Raw genomic sequence first — 18,793 nt, forward strand, 5'->3', positions numbered from 1 at the left:
CGACATGACCGCCTACGGCATCGCCCACATACGCCCCGAGACGATGAACGAGGACATCCTGCGCTACATCGAGGAGATCCAGGCCACCCTGGACCCCTTCGAGGGCCGCTTCCTCGTCCACGGCCGCCAGGTCGAGGTCATGGAGGGCGCCTGGCCCGGCACGATCGTCGTGATCGCCTTCCCGGACATCGAGGGCGCCCGCGCCTGGTACGCCTCGCCCGCCTACCAGGCGCTGATCCCGCTGCGCGCGGACCACATCGCGGGGGACGTCATCCTGGTCGAAGGCGTCGCGGCCGACTACGACGCCTCGCGGACGGCGGCCGCCCTGCGCGAAGCGGCGGGCCTCTGACCGGTCCCGCCCGGACCGGGTCGGTCGGGGCCCGGGGCGGGGCGGGGCACCTGCGAGCATGGGGCGCATGGCCACTCACCTCATCACCGGCGCCGGCTCCGGCATCGGCGCCGCCGTCGCCGCCCGCCTCCACGCCCGCGGCGACGACCTCGTCCTGCTCGCCCGCGACGCCGCCCGCGGCAAGCAGCTCACCGACCGGTACCCCGGGTCCCGCGCGCTCGTCGGGGACCTCGCCGACCCCGACCGCCTCTCCTGGGCCTTCTCCAAGCAGGCCGTCCCCGAGCGCATCGACTCCCTCCTGCACATCGCGGGCGTCGTCGACCTCGGCCCCGTCGGCGAACTGCGCCCCAAGACCTGGCACCAGCAGCTCAACGTCAACCTGATCGCCCCCGCCGAGGTGACCCGCCTGCTGCTCCCCAACCTGCGGGTCTCGCACGCGACCGTCGTCTTCGTGAACTCCGGCGCCGGCCTCACCGCCCACGCGGACTGGAGCGCCTACGCCGCCTCCAAGCACGGCCTCAAGGCCCTCGCCGACTCGCTGCGGGAGGAGGAGAAGGAGCACGGCGTCCGCGTCACCTCCGTCTACCCCGGCCGCACCGCCACCCCCATGCAGGCCAAGGTCCGCTCCCAGGAGGGCGAGTCCTACGACGCCGCCGACTGGATCGACCCCGAGTCCGTCGCGACGACGATCCTGATGGCCGTGGACCTGCCCCGCGACGCCGTGGTCGCCGACCTCAGCGTCAGGCCCGGCCGATGACCGCGACCGGCGGAGCCACCGGCATCGGCTCGCTCCCCGGCGGCGACGCCCGCGAAGCCGCCAAGACCGTCACCGGCTCCTTCGAGGAGTTCCCGTACCTCGCCGAGCTGCCCGCCCGCGGCCCCGGCTCGGACATGATCGGCCGCTCACTCGGACTGCTCGTCGACATGTACGCGCACGTGGAGCCGAGCGGCTGGCGCATCAGCGACCGCCCCGGGCGCGACAGCAAGCGCGCGCGCTCCTGGCTCGGCGAGGACCTCGACGCCCTGGAGGAGTTCACCCAGGGGTACGAGGGCAGGCTCAAGGTCCAGGCCGTCGGGCCGTGGACGCTGGCCGCGGCCCTGGAACTGCACGGCGGAGAGGCCGTGCTCCAGGACCAGGGCGCCTGCCGGGACCTGGCCGGCTCCCTCGCCGAAGGCGTGCGCGAGCACCTGGCGGATGTGCGCAAACGCATCCCCGGCGCCGAGATCGTCCTCCAGTACGACGAGCCCTCGCTGACGGCGGTCCTGCTCGGCCGGGTGCGGTCCGCCAGCGGCTACCGCACGTACCGCGCCGTCGACCGGCAGGTCGTCGAGGGGACGCTGCGCGAGCTGTTCGCCGTCCACGACGGCGAGGTCATCGTGCACTCCTGCGCGCCCGAGGTCCCCTTCGGCCTGTTGCGGCGGGCCGGCGTCTCGGGCGTGTCGTTCGATTTCTCCTTGCTCACCGAGCGCGAGGACGACGCCATCGGCGAAGCCGTCGAAGCGGGCACGAAACTCTTCGCCGGAGTGGTGCCCGGCACCGACGGCCCGTTGTCGGACCCGGGCGGTAGCGTCATGGGTGTCAGGAAGCTTTGGCGCAGGCTGGGGCTGACCCCGGGGACTCTGGCGGAGTCCGTCGTGGTCACTCCCTCGTGCGGGCTGGCGGGCGCTTCGCCCGCCTACGCGCGCGCCGTTCAGGCGCACTGCGTCAGGGCGGCGAGGTCGCTCGCCGACAACCCTGAGTGATGGATCAAGACGGGCCACGGGAGGACACGGCATGGCAGCCGAACAGAAGCAGGGCAGCGACACGGCCGTACCGGCGGCGGTGCGCGAGCAGCACGCGCTGCTCGCCGAGCAGGTCGAGGAGCACCGCTTCCGGTACTACGTGAACGACCAGCCGGTCGTCAGCGACGCCGAGTTCGACAAGCTGCTGCGCTCCCTGGAGGCGCTGGAGGAGCAGTACACGGAGCTGCGCACGCCCGATTCGCCCACCCAGAAGGTGGCCGGGGCGTACGAGACGGACTTCGCCTCCGTCGAGCACCGCGAGCGGATGCTCTCCCTCGACAACGCCTTCGACGACGAGGAACTGGCGGCCTGGGCGGAGCGCGTGGCCCGGGACGCCAACACCTCCGACTACCACTACCTCTGCGAGCTGAAGGTGGACGGCCTCGCCGTCAACATCACGTACGAGAACGGCCGCCTGACCCGCGCCGCCACCCGCGGCGACGGCCGCACCGGCGAGGACATCACGCCCAACGTCCGCACCATCGCGGAGATCCCCGACCGGCTGAAGGGCGACCGGATCCCGGCGCTGGTCGAGATCCGCGGCGAGGTCTTCTTCCCGATGGAGAAGTTCGAGGAGCTCAACGCCCGGCTGGTCGAGGCGGAGGCCAAGCCCTTCGCCAACCCGCGCAACGCGGCGGCCGGTTCGCTGCGCCAGAAGGACCCGAAGGTCACCGCGAGCCGCCCGCTGCACATGGTGGTCCACGGCATCGGCGCCCGCGAGGGCTTCGAGATCGAGCGCCAGTCGCAGGCGTACGAGCTGCTGCACGAGTGGGGGCTGCCGACCGCGCAGCACAACAAGGTGGTCTCCACGCTCGCCGAGGTCCGGGAGTTCATCGCGGAGTTCGGCGCGAACCGGCACTCGGTGGAGCACGAGATCGACGGCGTCGTCGTCAAGCTCGACGAGATCGCCCTCCAGGGCCGGCTCGGGTCCACCGCGCGCGCCCCGCGCTGGGCGATCGCCTGGAAGTACGCGCCCGAAGAGGTCAACTCCAAGCTGATCGACATCAAGGTCGGCGTCGGCCGCACCGGGCGCGTGACCCCGTACGCGCAGGTGGAGCCGGTGACGGTGGCGGGCTCGGAGGTCGAGTTCGCGACGCTGCACAACCAGGAGGTCGTCAAGGCCAAGGGCGTGCTCATCGGGGACACCGTCGTCCTGCGCAAGGCGGGCGATGTCATCCCCGAGATCCTCGGCCCGGTCGCGGACCTGCGGGACGGCAGCGAGCGGGAGTTCGTCATGCCCGCCGACTGCCCCGAGTGCGGGACCGCGCTGCGGCCGATGAAGGAAGGCGACATCGACCTGCGCTGCCCCAACGCGCGGACGTGTCCCGCCCAGTTGCGCGAGCGGCTGTTCTACCTGGTCGGCCGCGCCTGCCTGGACATCAAGAACTTCGGGTACGTCGCCTCGGCGGCGCTCACCCAGCCGCTGGAGCCCTCGGTCCCCCCGATGGCGAACGAGGGCGACCTCTTCGGCCTCACCCTGGAGCAGCTGCTCCCCATCACCTCCTACGTGCGGGACCAGGACTCGGGTCTGCCCAAGATCGACCCGAAGACCGGCGAGCCGAAGATCGTCACCTTCTTCGCCAACAAGGAGGGCGAGCCCAAGGCCAACACGGTGGCCATGCTGGCGAACATCGAGGCGGCCAAGACCCAGCCGCTGGCCCGCATCATCAACGGCCTGTCGATCCGGCACGTCGGCCCGGTCGCGGCCGCGGCGCTGGCCCGCGCGTTCCGCTCCATCGAGCGGATCGAGCAGGCGACCGAGGAGGAGCTGGCCGCCACCGACGGGGTCGGCGCGATCATCGCGACCTCGGTCAAGGAGTGGTTCGCCGAGGAATGGCACCAGGAGATCCTGCGCAAGTGGCGGGCGGCCGGTGTCCGGATGGAGGAGGAGGGTTCCGGCGAGGAGGAGGGCCCGCGCCCGCTGGAGGGGCTGACCGTCGTCGTCACCGGCACTTTGCAGAGCCACACCCGCGACGGGGCGAAGGAGGCCCTGCAGAGCCTCGGCGCCAAGGTCACCGGCTCCGTGTCGAAGAAGACCTCCTTCGTCGTGGTCGGCGACAACCCCGGTTCCAAGTACGACAAAGCCATGCAGCTGAAGCTCCACGTCCTCGACGACGCCGGGTTCGCCGTCCTGTTGGCAGAGGGCCCGGAGGCGGCCCGCGAGGCCGCGCTCCCGGTGGACGGCGCCACCGAAGCGGAATGAATCGCGGGGTTCCGGGGAATGGCGAAGGCGAACGGATGCGTGGCGTGCGGCCGTGAGAGCGGGCGCACGCCAGGCGCGGGCGGTGGTGGCATCCGGAACCGAACGGCCGGTACAGGGCTGATCCGAGGCCGGTACATGGCTGGTCGCAGGCCCTGACCTGTCGGATCATCAGATGGGTGACGGGAGGGGCCTGGTTCAAACTCACCCGTTCGGCGGATACCGTACTGATGAGGATGGCTGGGTCGTATTCGGGCAACCGCCGCCGACCGCTGCCCCTGGGTGCCTTCCGCGTCCTACTGTTGAGGGGTGCGCCTGTCGTGCACGGCTGCTTGATGCGCCTCCAGTCGTGATGGCATGACATCGGGGCCATCGCGTGGCATCGGCATCGCCGGCTGTGAGAGGGACGGGCATGAAACCCACCGAAAGCGCCGACCCGTCACGAGATTTCGGCGGGGAGATCCGGTCCCCGCGAACGGGCCGGCTCGGTGTCCTGGGATCCAGGACACCGGAATCCCGACCGCTCGACACCGGAGCGGGCGGAGCGGACCGGCGGCACCTCGTGCTGCCCTTCGCCGTCGTGGGTCTCGCCGTCGCGGTGCTCGCGGCCGGCGTCGTCACCGCACTGACCAGCCGTCACGCCCTGTTCCCCGGCGGCTCGGTGGGCTGGGCGCTCGCGCTGCTCACCGGCATCATCGTCGGCCACCTCGTCGCCCTCGGCCGCGACCGGTGGTGGGGCGGCACCGGATCGGGCGCGGCCCTGACCCTCGGCGTCCTCATCCTCTACGGATGGGTCTCGGCGGGACTGGTCTCGCTGGCCGTGGTCTCCCTCGTCGGCGCCGCCCGCCGGCACCGCTGGCGCCAGGGCCTGCTGCACGGCTCCACCGACATCCTCGGCATCGGCGCGGGCGCCCTGGTGCTCGCCGCCTTCGGCGAGTCCCCGTCCGTCGAACACCCGTGGACGCCCGCCGGCTGGGGCGCCGACGCGATCCCCGAAGTCATCCTGGTGGCCGTTGCGTACCTGCTCGTCACCCGCGTCCTGCTGTGGTTCTCGCTCGCCCCGCGCGGCGGGGGACTGCCCACCGTCGCCCGCACCGCGCTCGTGCGCCAAGCGCTGGTGGCCGTCGCCCTCCTGGGCATCGCACCGCTGATCTGCGTGGTCGCCGAAGCACAGCCCGTGCTGCTGCCGCTGTTCGCCGTACCGCTGATCGCCCTGGACTCCACGCTGTGGATCGCCCGCGCGCGGGCCGAGGAGCAACTGCGGGACCCGCTGACCGGGCTGCCGAACCGGCAGTGGCTGCTGGAGCGGACATGGAGCGCGCTCGACCAGGCTGAACGTTTGGGCACCCGCTCCGCGCTGGTCCTGATCGACCTGGACCGCTTCCGCGCCGTCAACGACACCCTCGGCCACCTCGCCGGCGACCGCCTGCTCCTGCAGATCGCGGACCGGCTCCGCCAGGCCCTGCCCGAGGACGCCGAGGCGGCCCGGCTCGGCGGCGACGAGTTCGCCGTCCTGCTGCCCATCGCCGATTCCACCACCAGCGCCCAGCGGGTAGCCCGCAACCTGGTCGCCGAGCTCAGCTCACCCCTCGACCTCGACGGCCTGACCCTGGTCCTGGAGGCCAGCGCCGGCCTCGCCGTCTTCCCCGACCACGCGCTGGACGCGGAGGGGCTGCTGCGCCGCGCCGACGTCGCCATGTACCAGGCGAAGCGGGACCGGACGGGCGTGGAGGTCTACGAGTCCAAGCGCGACAGCAACACCCCCGACCGGCTCGGCCTGCTGGGCGACCTGCGCAGGGCGCTCGACGCCGGCGAGGTGGAGCTGCACTACCAGCCGAAGGTCCGCTTCGACGGACACGTGGCCGGCCTCGAGGCGCTGGTGCGCTGGGTGCACCCGGAGCGCGGGCGGGTCTCCCCGGACGAGTTCATCGCCATCGCCGAGACCTCCGGGCTGATGCCGCACCTGACGGAGTACGTACTGGAGACCGCGCTCGCGCAGGTCGCCCGGTGGCGGGCCCAGGGCCTCAAGGTCCCGGTCGCCGTCAACGTCTCGCCGCGCGACGTCCACACCCCCGGCTTCGCCGGCGCGGTGGCCGCGCGGCTCGCCCGGCACGGGGTCCCGGCGAGCGGTCTCCAACTGGAGATAACGGAACACGTCCTGCTGGAGGACCCGCAGCGGGCCGCCGACACGATGGCCGGTCTGACCGGCCACGGCGTGAAGATGTCCCTGGACGACTTCGGCACGGGCTACTCCTCCCTCGTCCACCTGCGCAGGCTGCCGGTCAGCGAACTCAAGATCGACCGGTCGTTCGTGGCCCGGCTCGCGGTGGACCCGCAGGACGCGGAGATCGTCCGCTGCACGGTGGACCTCGCGCACTCGCTGGGCCTGCTGGTCGTCGCGGAGGGCGTCGAGGACGACGAGACGTGGGAGCGGCTGCGCGATCTGGGCTGCGACGCCGTCCAGGGCTGGCTGGTCGCCGCCGCGATGCCCCCGCAGGAGGCCACGGCCTGGCTGCTGGCCCGCGGCGAGCGCGGCTGGCGGCGGCCCGCGGACATCACCGCGGAGCTGGCGGCGGAGGCCGCGGCCGCGCAGGCGCAGTGAGGTACGTCGAGGCACCGGCGGACTACCGGCCCGCGCCGGGCGACGCGCCGTCGGTGTTCCTGGCGGGCGGGATCACGCACTGCCCGCCGTGGCAGGCGGCGGCGGCGCGGGCGCTGGCCGACTTCGTCGTCCTCAACCCCCGCCGGGCGGAGTTCGACGTGTCAGACCCGTCGCAGACGGACGTGCAGATCGCGTGGGAGTACGCGCATCTGCGGCGGGCCGACGTGACGCTGTTCTGGTTCCCGGAGTGCGATCCGTCGCTGACGGTCCAGCCGATCACCTTGTACGAACTCGGCTTCGCCGCGGCCGTGCCGGGGCGCCGCCTGGTCGTGGGCGCCGACCCGGGCTACCCGCGTCGAGCGGACGTCGTCACCCAGCTCGCCCTGGCCCGCCCGGACCTCCCGGTCCACGGAACCCTGGCCGAAACCCTGGCCGCGGCCCGCACCCTCCTGGCCGGCCTGACCTGACAGCTGCCCCGCGGGGAAACCCGGGGAACGGTGGAAGGGCTGTACCTCATACACATCTCCGAGCCCATGAGACTAGGCACGACATCGTATGCGCGGTGGTCCGGGCCGTCGAACTCGACTCCGGTGCACATCCCGGACAGGCGGGAGAGGATCCGGTCGCCGACCTTGTCGCGCAGCAGAGGCCGGGGCGGGGCCGTATCCGCGGGGGGTACGGGCGCGAGGTTGGTGGTGACCAGGGTGGGGAGGTGGTGCTCACCGCGCCAGGCCAGCAGCCGGAAGGTGATTTCCTCGTTCCACTCGGACGACTTGCCGGCGCCGAGGTCGTCCAGGAGCAGCAGCGGCACCCGGGCGATGTCGCGCAGGAGCCATTCGACGTCCACGCCACTGCGCTGGCGCATCTGTCCGAAGAGATCGACGGCCTTGATGGCGTGCCAGCGGACCGCGCACCCCGCGGCGGTGAGCGAGCGGATCGCCCCGTATGCCTGGCGGGTCTTGCCCGCGCCGGTGTTGCCCCACAGCAGCAGCGAAGGCCCGCCGGCGATCACACGGCGCCCGCCGCTGCCCCAGTGGGGGTTGTGATCATCGGCGTTCGGCGCGGTCGCCCTCTCGGCGATGGTCCGCACCCAGGTCATGACCGCCGGGTGGTCTGCGAATGCGTCCCGGTAGTCGGCCGGGATCCGCCGCTGCGCTGCCTCCAGAGCCGGGATCGGCTCCGGGGTGTCCGGTAGGGCCGGAGTGGTGGCATCGATGCCGCGGGCGGCGAGTTGGGCGGCGAGTCGGGCCTGCAGGCGGTCGGAGACGGCGGGCTGCGGGTCGGCGAGACGGTAGCGGCTCACAGGCTTCCTCCGAACGTGGTGGGCGCGGGCGCCGGGTTGAAGTAGGGCCTGTAGGCGGATCCGGTGCTGGCCCATGGCCCCGCGCCGGAGGCGGACGATGACGGAGAGCCTGCGTGCTGCGGTGAGGCGTTGACGACCTGGTTCACCAGGCTGGGCAGCACGCTGGGATGCAGGCCCTTGTCACGCAGCAGGCCCATGGCGGCGCGGATGTCGCTGGGCGCGAAGTCCTCGTCGAGGAGCATCTTGATCTTCCGGCCGAGCAGTCCTCGTATGTCACTCGGAGGCTTCTGCCGGCAGTCCTTTACGTACTCGGCCACCAGGTCCTTGGCGGACACCTTCTCCGAGACGCTGCCAGCCGCTGGCGCCTGGCGCCCCGTAGGTACAGATCCAGGATCCAAGATCCTAGATCCAGACGACGAGCCCTCGCGCATTTGTGTCGAGCCCTCGTCGAAACCCGCCTGACCTGCGGTTTTACCGGAGAGGTCGGAAAGCGTCTCCTGCCGGGGCTCCGGAGCGGATCGCGGTGCGGTGCCGACGCCGGCGGGTGCGGGGTCTGGCTCCGCCGCAGGCGCGGAATCGGGCGAAACCGGCTGATCGAGTACTCGACGAGTATTCGTCGAATCCTGCGAGGCGCTACCGGAAAGCCCGGCGGCCGTGGTCGGCGCCGACGCCCTGGCGGGCGAGGGGGAGGCAGGGCAGGCCGCGCTGCCGCACTCGCTGCACAGCCGGTCGGCCTGGTGCACGGGGCATCGGGGCATGCGCGACGCGGAGGGCCGGTCGATCTTCTGGTGCTTCTCCCACTTCACGAAGTGCAGGTAGTCCTTGTCGTCGCACCCGGTGTAGCGGCAGATGATGCCGGCGGCGGCCAGCTGGTCGAGGTCCCTGGCCACATGGGCAGGCGTGTGCTCGATACGCAGTGCCCACACGAATCCGGCGATGATCGCCGGATGGGCGAGGAACCGTCCGCTGTCATCGGCCTGGGTGAGCAGTCCGGCGAAGGTCACCATCGCGGTGACATCGCACGAAGCGAGGTCTTCCGACCAGAACATCTCGGGCTTGATAGTTCGGATGCGGGCCATCAGGCAGCACCCCCCTGCTGGCGGGTTGCGGGGTCGGCCGTATGCTCCGGTCTTTTGCGCGCGGCGGTCGCCATGCGACACTCTCCTCTGGTGTGACCCGCCGTACCGGTGTGCCCGTGAGAAGGTCCGGTTCGGCGATGTTGGGTGGCTGTCCGCTCATTCGTGGGCGGTCGTGCTGCCAGAAGCGTCCGGCGTCTGAGAGTTCCCGCTCTCGGGCGCCGTCGCTGTTTCTGGGCTCAGCCAGCCCGTAAGGTCCATCCGCTGCGCATCCAGTCCCCCCTCCAAGTCCTCTGCCGGGCCTGGTGACCGGCGAGCGACGACGAACATACGTAGAACCAGCCGGAATACCTAGACATTGCTCTAGAACTCCTCACAGGTCACGACATGCATCCTGACCAGCGCCGATCTCCCGGATGACAAGACAGTCACGGGACTAGGCGACCTGGCCGGCGGCCGGTACCGTTCGTTGAGTCGAAGTTATCCGCGTTCGGCGAACCGCACAAGTGGCTAAAACTAGGTTTCCTGAATACAGTGAACCCAGGACGGGATCGAAGGGAGGAGGGGCATGCCGGCACGTATCTTCGATGGACAGCGTGTACGCGCGCTCCGTCGCTCTGCCGAGCTGACGCAGGAGGCTTTGGCGACCGTGGTGGGAGTCCAGGGAACCAGCGTGACCGCGTGGGAGAGGGGTACGAGTCATCCGGATCCGGAGAGGCTCCCCGCTCTCGCTCGTGCGCTGGGCCAGCCGCTCGGAGACCTGTTCCCGCGTGATGGCCTGCCGACCTTGGCGGACCTGAGGGCCGATGCCGGGTTCTTCCAGAACGAGGTGCCGGGGCTCCTGGGCACCAAGTCCGCTGGCCCTGTGGCGAACGCGGAGCGGGCCAAGCGGCGGCTCTCGGGTGTCTTTGTTGAACCGCTGGCCAAGGCGTACGGCGTGAGTGTCGAGCAGCTGATGGCAGCGCAGGAGCGCTCGTTCGGGATCGAGGTGCCGGAGCCTCACCCCGAGGTTCCCACGAGCCTGGCCGAGAAGATGCGGTATCTCCTGGAGAACCCGGACGACGGCAGCACGCCACCCTCGGATGCGCAGATCGCGCGCGCGGTCAACGCCTACGTGGGAGCCCAGGTGCTCTCTGCGGCCGGAGTTGCGGACCTGCGGAACGGCGTGGTGACCGAGGCGTCCCCACCGGTGCTGGAGGGACTGTCGGCTGCCTTCGGAGTCAGCGCCCTCTTCTTCCGGAGCCGCGATGTGGTCAAGAGGCAGGTCGCCGAAGGGCTGACCCTGCTCGCGAACGTGCAGGCCGGCAAGATCCGCGGTTTGAAGGGGCGACAGATGGGGCCCGAGGGGCTGCCCACCGAAGTCATGGCCCTGATCAACAACATCGTCGCGGAAATCGAAGAGCGGGGCCTGCCCAGCGCCTGACGGCGCCGGGCAAAGCCCCGCTTGGTAGTTCCCTGCGTCTAAGCGGCCTGGTGCTGGCGGCCGTTGGTGAAGACGGCACGTACCGCGCTCAGGGCGGACAGCTCTTCGAGCGGGTTGCCGTCGACCAGGAGGAGGTCGGCGCTGTAGCCGGGGGCGATGCGGCCGGTCTGGTCACCTACGCCGAGGGCCGCCGCAGCCTCGGTGGTGGCCATGGCCAGGATTCGGTCGCGGGAGACGCCGAGGTGCTCGTAAAACCCGAGGGCGCCCACGATCCCGTCGAATCCGGCGCGCTGGACGCCGGCGTCGGTGCCAGCGATCAGACGGGCTCCTGCCTCGGCCATCCGCTGCACGAGCGCGAACATGGCGGCGGCCTTCTCCTCGCCGAAGAAGCGGGGGAGCATCCGCCAGTGCGGGCTCACGGCCGGGCAGACGTAGATCCCCTTCTCGACGATCTGTGCCAGGACGTCCTCGCGGAGGTCGAAGCCGTCCTCGGTCATCCAGGTGCAGTGCTCGATGGTGTCGACACCGGAGGCCACCGCGTCGGTGATGGCATCGGTGCCGTGCGCGTGCGCGGCCACCTTCAGGCCAGCCTGGTGGGCCTCTTCGACTACGACGGCGAGCTCGTCTGCGCCGAACTGGCTCTTCCAGCTGGGGGCCCCGCCCTTGGTGAGTCCGCCGCCACCGGCCATGACCTTGACGACCTTGGCACCGTCGGCGACGTTGCGGCGCACGAGGGCGCGGGCCTCGTCGGCGTTGGAGACCTCGCCTCCGAGGAACCAGCAGTGTCCTCCGGGCGGAGTGACGGGGGCACCGGCTCCGATGATGCGGGGACCCGTCGCGGTGCCGGCGGCGATTTCCTGGGCGAGGCGCAGCGCGAGGCCTCCGCGGTCGCCGAGGTCGCGGGCCGTGGTGACGCCGGTGGCCAGCAGCTGGTCGGCGCGCTTGCGCATCCCCTCCAGCAGGTCCTCGTCGCTGGCTTCCTGCATGGTGGCCACGGGGTCCGCGCCGGCGTCGAAGACCAAGTGGACGTGGGCGTCGATGAGGCCGGGCAGCAGGGTGGAGTCCGGGAAGTCCTGGCGCGGCTCGTCGCTGCCTGCCTGGGCTTCGATGTCGGCGCGCAGGCCGACGGCCGTGATGATGCCGTCCCGGACGAGTACAGCGCCGTCGGTTACGTCGGCGTCTCCGGTGAGGATGCGGCCAGCTGTGATCAGCATCGGGATTCTCTTTCCGTGAAGGGTGGTCAGGCGGCGCGGAGGGCGTCGGAGAGGGCGAACAGGTGGGCGGCGTCAGCACCGGCGCTGTCGATCTCGGGCACGGCCAGCGGAATCACCGGCTGGGCTTCCTCGGACCCGTGGACGTCTGCGGCCGCTGCCGAGCGGAGCCGGTTGGCCAGGATGGTCGCGTCCATGGCCAGGAGGTCCTCCGTCGTCAGGTCGCCCATGAGGGGGCTGATACGGACCAGCCCGTCTCGACACTCGACCACGCGGCGGTGGTAGAGGCGGTGCACGCCACGCACACCCCAGGTTTCGAGCACAGTCGCCCGCGAGCCGAGGACGGTCTCGGGGAACCGGTCGGACAAGAGCACCCAGAGGGGTTCGAGGCGCCGGTACCCGCGGCGGTGCTGCCGCCACACCCGCAGAGCCGACAGGCGGCTGCGGGCGCCGGAGTACGAAACGCCGACGACGAAGAGGAGGATGGACAGGACCAGCAGCATCGCGACGACGGACATCAGTCCCTTCGGCACGGTGCCGCCCTGCCACCGGGTTGCCACGAAGACCGCGCGGACAGCACAGGCCGCGGCCATGGCCAGCAGCCCGACCGCGGTGATCCAGAGGCCGGTGGAGTGCGGACGCGGTGAAAGCCGGGCGTAGCGGACCGTCCAGATGCCTGCGGCGCCCAGGGCGTAGGTCAAGTACAGGCCGGCGACGCCGTAGAACGCGGCGAGCTGGGTGATCGTCATGTCCGCGGTCGAGAAGGATCCGGCGAACACCTCGTGGGGCACCGTCGTGGCCGAGATGATGAGAACGGCCGCGACCCCGAGTACGAGGAGCGCCTCGCGACGTGCCCGACGCCTACTCGTTGTCCGGTCGGCCGATGAGTAGAGGTAGAAGCACATCAGGAAGTACACCGTGCCGAGCAGCAGGATGTTCTGGATGAGCTTGGCCGCGCCGTGGCCGGCGACGGTGTCCACGCCACTGGCTCCGCCCGGCATCGCCACCGGATAGGACAGGGCCGCGCACACGAGGCACAGGGTGACGGAGCGTAGGGCGCCATCCCGGGGTGCCTTCGTGAGCTGGTAGACCTTCCACGCAACGGCGGCGGTGAGGACGAGGAGGAACAGGATCGTCATCACAGCCACCCCTGCCGGTCACCCAGGGCCAGGTTCACGCTGCGCACGGCCGGATCGGCGGCCGGCGGAGGACCGACCTGCTCCAGGACGGACGCCCACTCCATGATGATCGTGGCCGCCTTCTCCACCTGACACTCCTCCTTGTCGAGGTACGAGCACCGCCCGCCCTCCAGTCCAAACCCTGGGGTGAGGTCTCCCCAGGGGGAGGCCTGTGGTCCGTCGGCCTTTAGGTGACACAGCTCGTGCAGGATGATGTGGTCCTGGTGGAGCTGGGTCGTGCGCTCCTGGACGACGATGACGTCGGCGTCCGGGAGGTCGAGCCAGAACCCCACGGGCCCCGGCATCGGTAGCGGAACGCGTCGAATCAGAATGGGTCGATCGCGCTGGGCTGCCAGCGCGCTCCGAAGCTCGTCGATGCGCAGCGGGGGCTGCACGCCGAGCTCTTGGAGCTCCAGGCGGATCCGCTTACGAAGCTGCCTGTCCGCCACGCGGTCCGCTCGCCCTGCAAGGGTGAAGGCCCCTGGTCGGCGCAGAGGCCAGGGCCGCACCTGGCGATCGGTGTTGCTGTGGGGACGTGTGTCCCCGGTTCGCCACCACATAGGTCCCTCGTCAGCCAGTGGTCGTCCGCCACACCCGCAGGCGTGGCGATCGACACCGGTGCTATCGCTTGTATGTTCGATATCCGAGGCGGACGCCACAGCAGTGGGGGTACGGCTCGGTTTTGTCCTGCTGTCTGAGGGGCGGGGTTCGCCGCCGGTCAAGCGGTACCCCTGCGCCCTGCGAGCCTCTCCACCCAGCGACTCCGCTGGGCTCGTGCTCGGGGTTCTGCGGAAGACGCATCTCCGCATGGCCTGGCCGGTGGAGGTCACGGAAGAAGGCCCTGCTGAACCCGTGATTCCACCTGCTTGATCGAACCGTACGTCATCTCTGGAGTGGATTGATCACCGGCTTCGGGGAGGGCAATAGGACCCGAAAAGCCAGGCAAGATCGAAAACGCCTATTCGATCATCGAATCCCATGGAGCATGCCGTAGTGAAACCTATCTGACCTGCCGTTATTTGACGGATGGCTTGGCAGGTTCGCGGAAAGTGTGCACCAGTGGATTCGTTATGAATCCGAAACAGGGCACTCCCGGGGCCTGCTGTTGAAACGGTGCGATTCGGGCATAGTGGAACCTTTGTGGTGATCTCGAATTGCGTGACACAGGTCGCATCCACATGAATGTGGAAGTGAATTAACCTGACGTCATGGCTACCGCGATCACCGAAACCGAAGCCTTCGCTGGCTTCTGGTCTGAATACCACTTGGCCACGCTGACCACGTTGCGTTCTGATGGAACTCCGCATGTAGTGCCCGTTGGTGTGACTTACGACCACGACGCGGGCGTCGCGCGTGTCATCACGCGAAAGAGCAGCGTGAAAATCGCCAACATCCTTGCCGCGCTTCCGGGAGAGGCGAGAGTCGCGATATCGCAGGTAGCGGGTCCGAGATGGCTGACCATCGAGGGTGTAGCCGAAGTTCGAACTGCAGAAGATGAGGTTGCGAACGCTGTCGATCGCTATGCGGATCGATACGGTCGCCGCCCCGCTCCAGACCCTGAGCGCGTGCTGGTAGAGATAACCCCTGTGCGCGCCATGGGGCTGCTGGAGATTCCATCCCGTCCGTGAGGCCCGCGTCGCTTCCCCCTACGTGGAGGTGGCGTTCCCCCCCATTTTCCTGGCGGGATTTCTTGGATCTCCGGTCGTGCGGCGCTGCTTGAGATTTGCGACAGGGGTCGATTCGTGGGGGCGATCTGTGGAATCCGCGGTTTCTAGGGCTACTTGGTCACGCAATCAGCTCAAGATTCCTGATGCGAAGTCGAGATGCAGGCAGTTCGCGATCCCCTTGCGGCGGGTGGGTGTTCGCCGCGTCCGCCCCGGTCGGTCTGGTGCTACCTCAGTCGGCGTAGGCCAGCGGATGTCCGATGGGTACGTGCACGTTCCCGTCCTTCGCCGAAGCGTTCCACGGTATCGACAGCCCCGCCGAGACAACGCCGGGTCAACATTCAACACCTGTTCGAGTGAGGTGTATTGGCGCTGTAGTCGTCAGCCCGGAGCGAACCCGCACCGGGAGGGATGCCTACCTCCGGCGCCCCACATCCGCCCGGTCTGCACGGCGGTACGTCCCTCCTGGTCACCCAGGGTCAGGCCAGCGATGGCAGGATGCCGCAGGGCCACCGTCCGAGCCAGAACGCGGCGGCCGAGGGATGGTTCTCGGCTTCGGTGGAGCCGTCGTGCAGCAGGTACTCGGTGGGGGCCACATAGCCCTCGCCGGGAGCGAGGCGGATCCGGAAGACGCGAATGGACCGGCCGCTTGCGACGTAGGAGCGGTAGTCGTCCGTGTGGGGATAGCGTTGGGTGGAATCGGCCGGGTGAACGGCCCGGCACACTGCTTGAGCGTCGATGTTGCCGAGGATGATGTATCGAGTGCCGGGGCCAAGGTTGAGACAGAGCCTCCGGCGCCCGGTGTGCTTCTCGGCGTACGGGAGTTTGTCCCAGTTGTCGAGGTGGAGCCCGAGCAGCCGACCGGTCGCGTAGTTCTCGGTGGTAGTGATCATGTCGGGCTTGGCGAGGGCCTGGCCGAGGTACACCGCGTCCGGATCGCCCAGGGAGCGAGGCAGGTCTTCGAGCGGGAGTCCTCCCCGGTACGAGGGCTGGACGATCTCCACCAGGGTGCTGTCCAGGGGTCGGCGCGGCGCGGTGACTGCCCTGATGTCTGCATCGGCCATGGGGCGCCACTGCCCGGTGGGGACGACCGCACCAGGTTCGTGGCTGGTCTCCTCGGGGCGGGTGGTGCGGACGGTGGAGACCTCGCAGCGGGCACGGAGCGCGGCTGGGTCGCGGAAGGCGATGTGCAGGGGCACGGGGTCCTCCCGGTCAGTCGTCACCGATGGTGATGTCGAGTTCGTTCACGAGGGCCTCGGCGAGGTGGGTCTGCTGACCGGCGTCGATGCGTACCTTCGCGAGGTTGGCGACGCCGCGGATCTGGGAGAGGTCGTTCTCGCGCAGGTCAGCGCCTCGGTAGCGGCCGGCTCGGAACTCGGTGAGCCTGAACTGGCAGTCGGAGAACACGACGTCGGACAGGTCGCAGTCGGTGAACGTGGCCTCGGTGAGGACGCAGCCGATGAAGGCGACGGGGCCGGTGGCGCGCACCCTGTCGAAGGTGGCGTAGTCGAACTTGCAGCCTTCGAACAGGACGTCATCGAGGACTAGGCCGTCCAGGGCGGCGCCCATCAGCTTGGTGTCGCGGACGTGGACGCGGGTCAGCTTGCTCTCGGCCCAGCGTGCCGAGCCGAGGTCGCTCCCGGTGATCTCGACGCCGTGGAGGTTGACCGACTCCAGCTCGGTGCGCTGTGCGTGGATGCCGGTGATCCGACCGGTGATGAGGTGGGTCTCCGCGAGGTCGAGTGAGCGCAGGCTGGCGGCGCCGTAGGCGAAGTCCTGGACGGTGCCGCGGGTGCTGTTGAGGCTGTCGACGTTGCTCAGGTAGAGGCCGGGCTCGTCCAGCTCGGGCAGGGTGATCGTGGTGCGGCCGAAGGCGCGGGTGGCCATGGTGCTCCTTGTCGTTGGGGCGGCCCCGCGCTGTGGCAGGACCGCCCCGGTACGTGGTGGGGCTACTTGCTCTTGCTCCAGTCGTCCCAGGTGGGCCGGTTGTCGAAGGCCGGGGTTGGGTTGTCCCAGGTGGGGCGGTTGTCGAACGTGGCGAGGGGCAGGGCGGGGGTGTTCTCCCAGCGGGCGACGGCCGAGGTGCCGGCGGCCTCCAGGAGGGATTCGAATCCCTCCGCCAAGTCCATCACGAGCGAGGCGGCGTCAGTGGGCGTGTGTACGGACATGTCGCGTGACTCCTTCGAGTAGGGCGATTTTGGCGGTGGTGCAGTACTGGGTCCTGGTCCCGTCGAACCGGCCGTCGTGCTCGAAGTACCGGTTCGCGGCATGGGCGCCCCCGCAGAAGGCAAAGGAGGGACAGGCGGCGCGGCACGCGTCCACGCCCTGCCAGAACTCGGTGATCCAGGGCGTGCGTGCTTCGGCCTCGGCCACGAGGACGTCCAGGCCGTCTTTCAGGACGTTGCCGGTGGTGAAGTCACCGAACCGGGTGTCGGTGAAGCCGGCCAGCTCGGGAGAGAGCAGGACCACCCCGCCGTCATAGGCGATGGTGGGCATCGGATCCCAGGGGGCTGAAGCCGGCGTGGGGGGCGTGGCGTGGCCGCCGAGGACGGCGCCGGCGAAGTTGAGGACCCGCTGGATCTCCCGTAGCCGGATTGCCGGGTTGGCCCGCCAGGCGTCTGCGAGGGCGGCCCAGAACTCGGTCGCGCGCACGGGGTCGGGGCCCTTGGCCCCGCGGTTGACTCCCTCTTCCTCTTCGACGTTGACGCCGAGGGTGGTGACGCCCAGGTCGGCGAAGAACTCGTAGAAGCGGGCCGCGTTCTCGGGGTCGGGGTCGGAGACAACCGCGATGGCGGAGACCGGGATGCCGTGGTGGCGCAGGCGCTCGATGCCCCGCATGGTGACGCGGAACCCGGGGTGGCCGGCAAGGGTGACCCGGTGGGTGTTCATGTCCTCGGGCCCATCGATGCTGACGCCGACGCGCACCTGGTGCTCCAGCAGGAACTCGCACCACGCGTCATCCACCAACGCCGCGTTCGTCTGGACGCTGTGCTTGACGCCCTTGAAAGGGGCCATGAGTGCGGCCAGGTGGGTGCGGCCCGTGGCGAGGGGCTCTCCGCCGTGCCAGACGACCTCGAAGGCCGGATCGTCGGCCGCCCAGGCGTTGACCGGCTTGGCCACCGCCTCCGCGACCTCGACCGGCATCAGGTGACTCATCTTGCGGAACGGCAGGTAGCAGTACGTGCAGTCCATGGGGAGGCATTTCGTCGTCGGCTGCATGATCACGGACCGGGGTCGGGTCGCGAGCCGTAACGCACTGTGCATGGTGCTCCTCTCGATCGGGTTCGAGTGGTGCGGCCCCGCCCGGAGGGATCGTGCAGGCCGGGGTTCCGGGCGGGCAGTCACGCGAGCTTCAGCGGGCGTCGGCCTGACGGAGGGCCTGGTGGTCGGTGACGACCCACTCGGCGCCGCCCCCTTCGGGCCGCAGGAACACGGCGTCGGGGACGATGCGATGGGTCCGGGGGTCGTTCCACTCGCCGACGAACTGCACGACCGCTTCGCAGTCCTTGGAGGGGTCGTAGATCCGGGCGCCCTCGAAGAGCCATGCCGGGCGCCGGCTCACGCCGTGCCGTCCGCGGCGGCGTCCCGCAGGAACCGCTCCAGGCCGCGCTCGGCGCGGGCTTGCAGGGAGGGGCTGGGGTCGGGGATGTCGAACGGGTCGTCCCACGGCGCGTACTCGGGCTGGTGCCGCACCGCGCTGTCCGTCGTCCCGGCGGAGAGCCGGGCGGGCACGTCCTCGGCTGGCATGAGGGTGGTGAGCGAGGCGGTCCAGCCGTCCTCGCCTCCGCCCTCGGGGCACAGGCGGTAGACCGTGGTTCCCGTGTCCTCAGGGACGTCTATGACCACGCCCGTGCGAGAGGTGGCGGTGTCGTACGCGAGGTCTCCGCGCAGGGGCCAGCGAGGGTCGGGATCGTCAGGCTGCTGTCGTCGTACGCGGTCATGGTCAGTGCGACGCGTAGAGGTCATGTTGCGGACCGTAGGTGGCCCGCTACAGGTGAATATGAT

At 70.0% G+C, this 18,793-nt stretch carries 18 protein-coding genes and 1 pseudogene; 8 read left to right on the forward strand and 11 right to left on the reverse strand.

Features of this window, described 5'->3' with window-relative positions:
• The first annotated feature begins 4 nt into the window (after positions 1-4).
• The 6 genes from DRB96_RS26055 (at position 5) to DRB96_RS44960 (ending at position 7,400) form a co-directional block, all read left to right on the forward strand.
• Positions 5-349 (forward strand): DUF1330 domain-containing protein, encoded by a 345-nt coding sequence (locus DRB96_RS26055; protein WP_112450643.1) that lies wholly within the window; start codon positions 5-7, stop codon positions 347-349.
• A gap of 67 nt (positions 350-416) precedes the next feature.
• Positions 417-1,106: an SDR family oxidoreductase gene (locus DRB96_RS26060; RefSeq protein WP_112450644.1), complete on the forward strand. Its 690-nt coding sequence runs from the start codon at positions 417-419 to the stop codon at positions 1,104-1,106.
• Entirely contained in the window at positions 1,103-2,092 is a 990-nt protein-coding gene (locus DRB96_RS26065) for a methionine synthase (RefSeq protein ID WP_112450645.1), read from the forward strand. Before DRB96_RS26060 ends, DRB96_RS26065 begins: the two co-directional genes overlap by 4 nt.
• 31 nt (positions 2,093-2,123) lie before the next feature.
• Positions 2,124-4,334 (forward strand): NAD-dependent DNA ligase LigA, encoded by a 2,211-nt coding sequence (gene ligA / locus DRB96_RS26070; RefSeq protein ID WP_112450646.1) that lies wholly within the window; start codon positions 2,124-2,126, stop codon positions 4,332-4,334.
• Between the two features lie 559 nt (positions 4,335-4,893).
• On the forward strand, positions 4,894-6,933 hold the full coding sequence (locus DRB96_RS26075) for a bifunctional diguanylate cyclase/phosphodiesterase (RefSeq protein ID WP_343234705.1): 2,040 nt from the start codon (positions 4,894-4,896) through the stop codon (positions 6,931-6,933).
• Complete coding sequence (locus DRB96_RS44960; RefSeq protein ID WP_162688516.1) at positions 6,930-7,400, forward strand: nucleoside 2-deoxyribosyltransferase domain-containing protein; 471 nt, start codon at positions 6,930-6,932, stop codon at positions 7,398-7,400. Before DRB96_RS26075 ends, DRB96_RS44960 begins: the two co-directional genes overlap by 4 nt.
• A 227-nt stretch (positions 7,401-7,627) precedes the next feature.
• Here DRB96_RS44960 and DRB96_RS26085 read toward each other — a convergent pair.
• Positions 7,628-8,311: pseudogene (locus DRB96_RS26085) on the reverse strand (ATP-binding protein); the annotation flags it as partial.
• Positions 8,233-9,315: a hypothetical protein gene (locus DRB96_RS26090; RefSeq protein ID WP_112450649.1), complete on the reverse strand. Its 1,083-nt coding sequence runs from the start codon at positions 9,313-9,315 to the stop codon at positions 8,233-8,235. The gene DRB96_RS26090 and the pseudogene DRB96_RS26085, both read right to left, overlap by 79 nt.
• 565 nt (positions 9,316-9,880) lie before the next feature.
• On the opposite strand from DRB96_RS26090, the gene DRB96_RS26095 reads away from it, so the two are divergent.
• Positions 9,881-10,735: a helix-turn-helix transcriptional regulator gene (locus DRB96_RS26095; RefSeq protein ID WP_112450650.1), complete on the forward strand. Its 855-nt coding sequence runs from the start codon at positions 9,881-9,883 to the stop codon at positions 10,733-10,735.
• A gap of 38 nt (positions 10,736-10,773) precedes the next feature.
• Here the strand turns inward: DRB96_RS26095 and DRB96_RS26100 are convergent, their stop codons facing one another.
• Genes DRB96_RS26100 through DRB96_RS26110 form a run of 3 tightly spaced genes read right to left on the reverse strand, consistent with a single transcriptional unit; the run spans position 10,774 to position 13,429 of the window.
• A complete protein-coding gene (locus DRB96_RS26100) occupies positions 10,774-11,949 on the reverse strand; it encodes an amidohydrolase family protein (RefSeq protein WP_112450651.1) in 1,176 nt (391 codons plus the stop codon).
• A 26-nt stretch (positions 11,950-11,975) separates the two neighbouring features.
• Complete coding sequence (locus DRB96_RS26105; protein ID WP_112450652.1) at positions 11,976-13,085, reverse strand: MAB_1171c family putative transporter; 1,110 nt, start codon at positions 13,083-13,085, stop codon at positions 11,976-11,978.
• Positions 13,085-13,429 carry a hypothetical protein gene (locus tag DRB96_RS26110; protein ID WP_239517765.1) on the reverse strand — a complete coding sequence of 115 codons (345 nt, stop codon included), beginning with the start codon at positions 13,427-13,429 and terminating at the stop codon, positions 13,085-13,087. The genes DRB96_RS26105 and DRB96_RS26110 overlap by 1 nt, the downstream gene beginning before the upstream one ends.
• Positions 13,430-14,332: 903 nt before the next feature.
• On the opposite strand from DRB96_RS26110, the gene DRB96_RS26115 reads away from it, so the two are divergent.
• Positions 14,333-14,752 (forward strand): TIGR03618 family F420-dependent PPOX class oxidoreductase, encoded by a 420-nt coding sequence (locus tag DRB96_RS26115; protein WP_112450654.1) that lies wholly within the window; start codon positions 14,333-14,335, stop codon positions 14,750-14,752.
• Between the two features lie 515 nt (positions 14,753-15,267).
• On the opposite strand, the gene DRB96_RS26120 is transcribed toward DRB96_RS26115, so the two are convergent.
• From DRB96_RS26120 to DRB96_RS26145, 6 genes are all read right to left on the reverse strand, one after another.
• A complete protein-coding gene (locus DRB96_RS26120; protein WP_162689095.1) occupies positions 15,268-15,987 on the reverse strand; it encodes a hypothetical protein in 720 nt (239 codons plus the stop codon).
• Positions 15,988-16,000: 13 nt separating this feature from the next.
• On the reverse strand, positions 16,001-16,675 hold the full coding sequence (locus DRB96_RS26125; protein WP_112450656.1) for a pentapeptide repeat-containing protein: 675 nt from the start codon (positions 16,673-16,675) through the stop codon (positions 16,001-16,003).
• 62 nt (positions 16,676-16,737) lie between these two features.
• Entirely contained in the window at positions 16,738-16,956 is a 219-nt protein-coding gene (amcA, locus tag DRB96_RS26130) for a multiple cyclophane-containing RiPP AmcA (RefSeq protein WP_112450657.1), read from the reverse strand.
• A complete protein-coding gene (amcB, locus tag DRB96_RS26135; RefSeq protein ID WP_112450658.1) occupies positions 16,934-18,052 on the reverse strand; it encodes a cyclophane-forming radical SAM peptide maturase AmcB in 1,119 nt (372 codons plus the stop codon). The genes amcA and amcB overlap by 23 nt, the downstream gene beginning before the upstream one ends.
• Before the next feature lie 88 nt (positions 18,053-18,140).
• Entirely contained in the window at positions 18,141-18,350 is a 210-nt protein-coding gene (locus DRB96_RS26140) for a hypothetical protein (RefSeq protein ID WP_112450659.1), read from the reverse strand.
• On the reverse strand, positions 18,347-18,754 hold the full coding sequence (locus tag DRB96_RS26145) for a hypothetical protein (RefSeq protein WP_162688441.1): 408 nt from the start codon (positions 18,752-18,754) through the stop codon (positions 18,347-18,349). Before DRB96_RS26145 ends, DRB96_RS26140 begins: the two co-directional genes overlap by 4 nt.
• Between the last annotated feature and the right edge of the window lie 39 nt (positions 18,755-18,793).

This window comes from Streptomyces sp. ICC1, assembly GCF_003287935.1.
Classification (GTDB): Bacteria; Actinomycetota; Actinomycetes; order Streptomycetales; family Streptomycetaceae; genus Streptomyces; species Streptomyces tritrimontium.

Coding starts and splice junctions, on each gene's coding strand:
- amcA (WP_112450657.1), bottom strand. CDS start 16,956: ATGTCCGTACACACGCCCACTGACGCCGCCTCGCTCGTGATGGACTTG.
- DRB96_RS26065 (WP_112450645.1), top strand. CDS start 1,103: ATGACCGCGACCGGCGGAGCCACCGGCATCGGCTCGCTCCCCGGCGGC.
- DRB96_RS26095 (WP_112450650.1), top strand. CDS start 9,881: ATGCCGGCACGTATCTTCGATGGACAGCGTGTACGCGCGCTCCGTCGC.
- ligA (WP_112450646.1), top strand. CDS start 2,124: ATGGCAGCCGAACAGAAGCAGGGCAGCGACACGGCCGTACCGGCGGCG.
- DRB96_RS26055 (WP_112450643.1), top strand. CDS start 5: ATGACCGCCTACGGCATCGCCCACATACGCCCCGAGACGATGAACGAG.
- DRB96_RS26115 (WP_112450654.1), top strand. CDS start 14,333: ATGGCTACCGCGATCACCGAAACCGAAGCCTTCGCTGGCTTCTGGTCT.
- DRB96_RS26105 (WP_112450652.1), bottom strand. CDS start 13,085: ATGACGATCCTGTTCCTCCTCGTCCTCACCGCCGCCGTTGCGTGGAAG.
- amcB (WP_112450658.1), bottom strand. CDS start 18,052: ATGCACAGTGCGTTACGGCTCGCGACCCGACCCCGGTCCGTGATCATG.
- DRB96_RS26060 (WP_112450644.1), top strand. CDS start 417: ATGGCCACTCACCTCATCACCGGCGCCGGCTCCGGCATCGGCGCCGCC.
- DRB96_RS26090 (WP_112450649.1), bottom strand. CDS start 9,315: ATGGCCCGCATCCGAACTATCAAGCCCGAGATGTTCTGGTCGGAAGAC.
- DRB96_RS26145 (WP_162688441.1), bottom strand. CDS start 18,754: ATGACCTCTACGCGTCGCACTGACCATGACCGCGTACGACGACAGCAG.
- DRB96_RS26125 (WP_112450656.1), bottom strand. CDS start 16,675: ATGGCCACCCGCGCCTTCGGCCGCACCACGATCACCCTGCCCGAGCTG.
- DRB96_RS26100 (WP_112450651.1), bottom strand. CDS start 11,949: ATGCTGATCACAGCTGGCCGCATCCTCACCGGAGACGCCGACGTAACC.
- DRB96_RS26110 (WP_239517765.1), bottom strand. CDS start 13,429: ATGCCGGGGCCCGTGGGGTTCTGGCTCGACCTCCCGGACGCCGACGTC.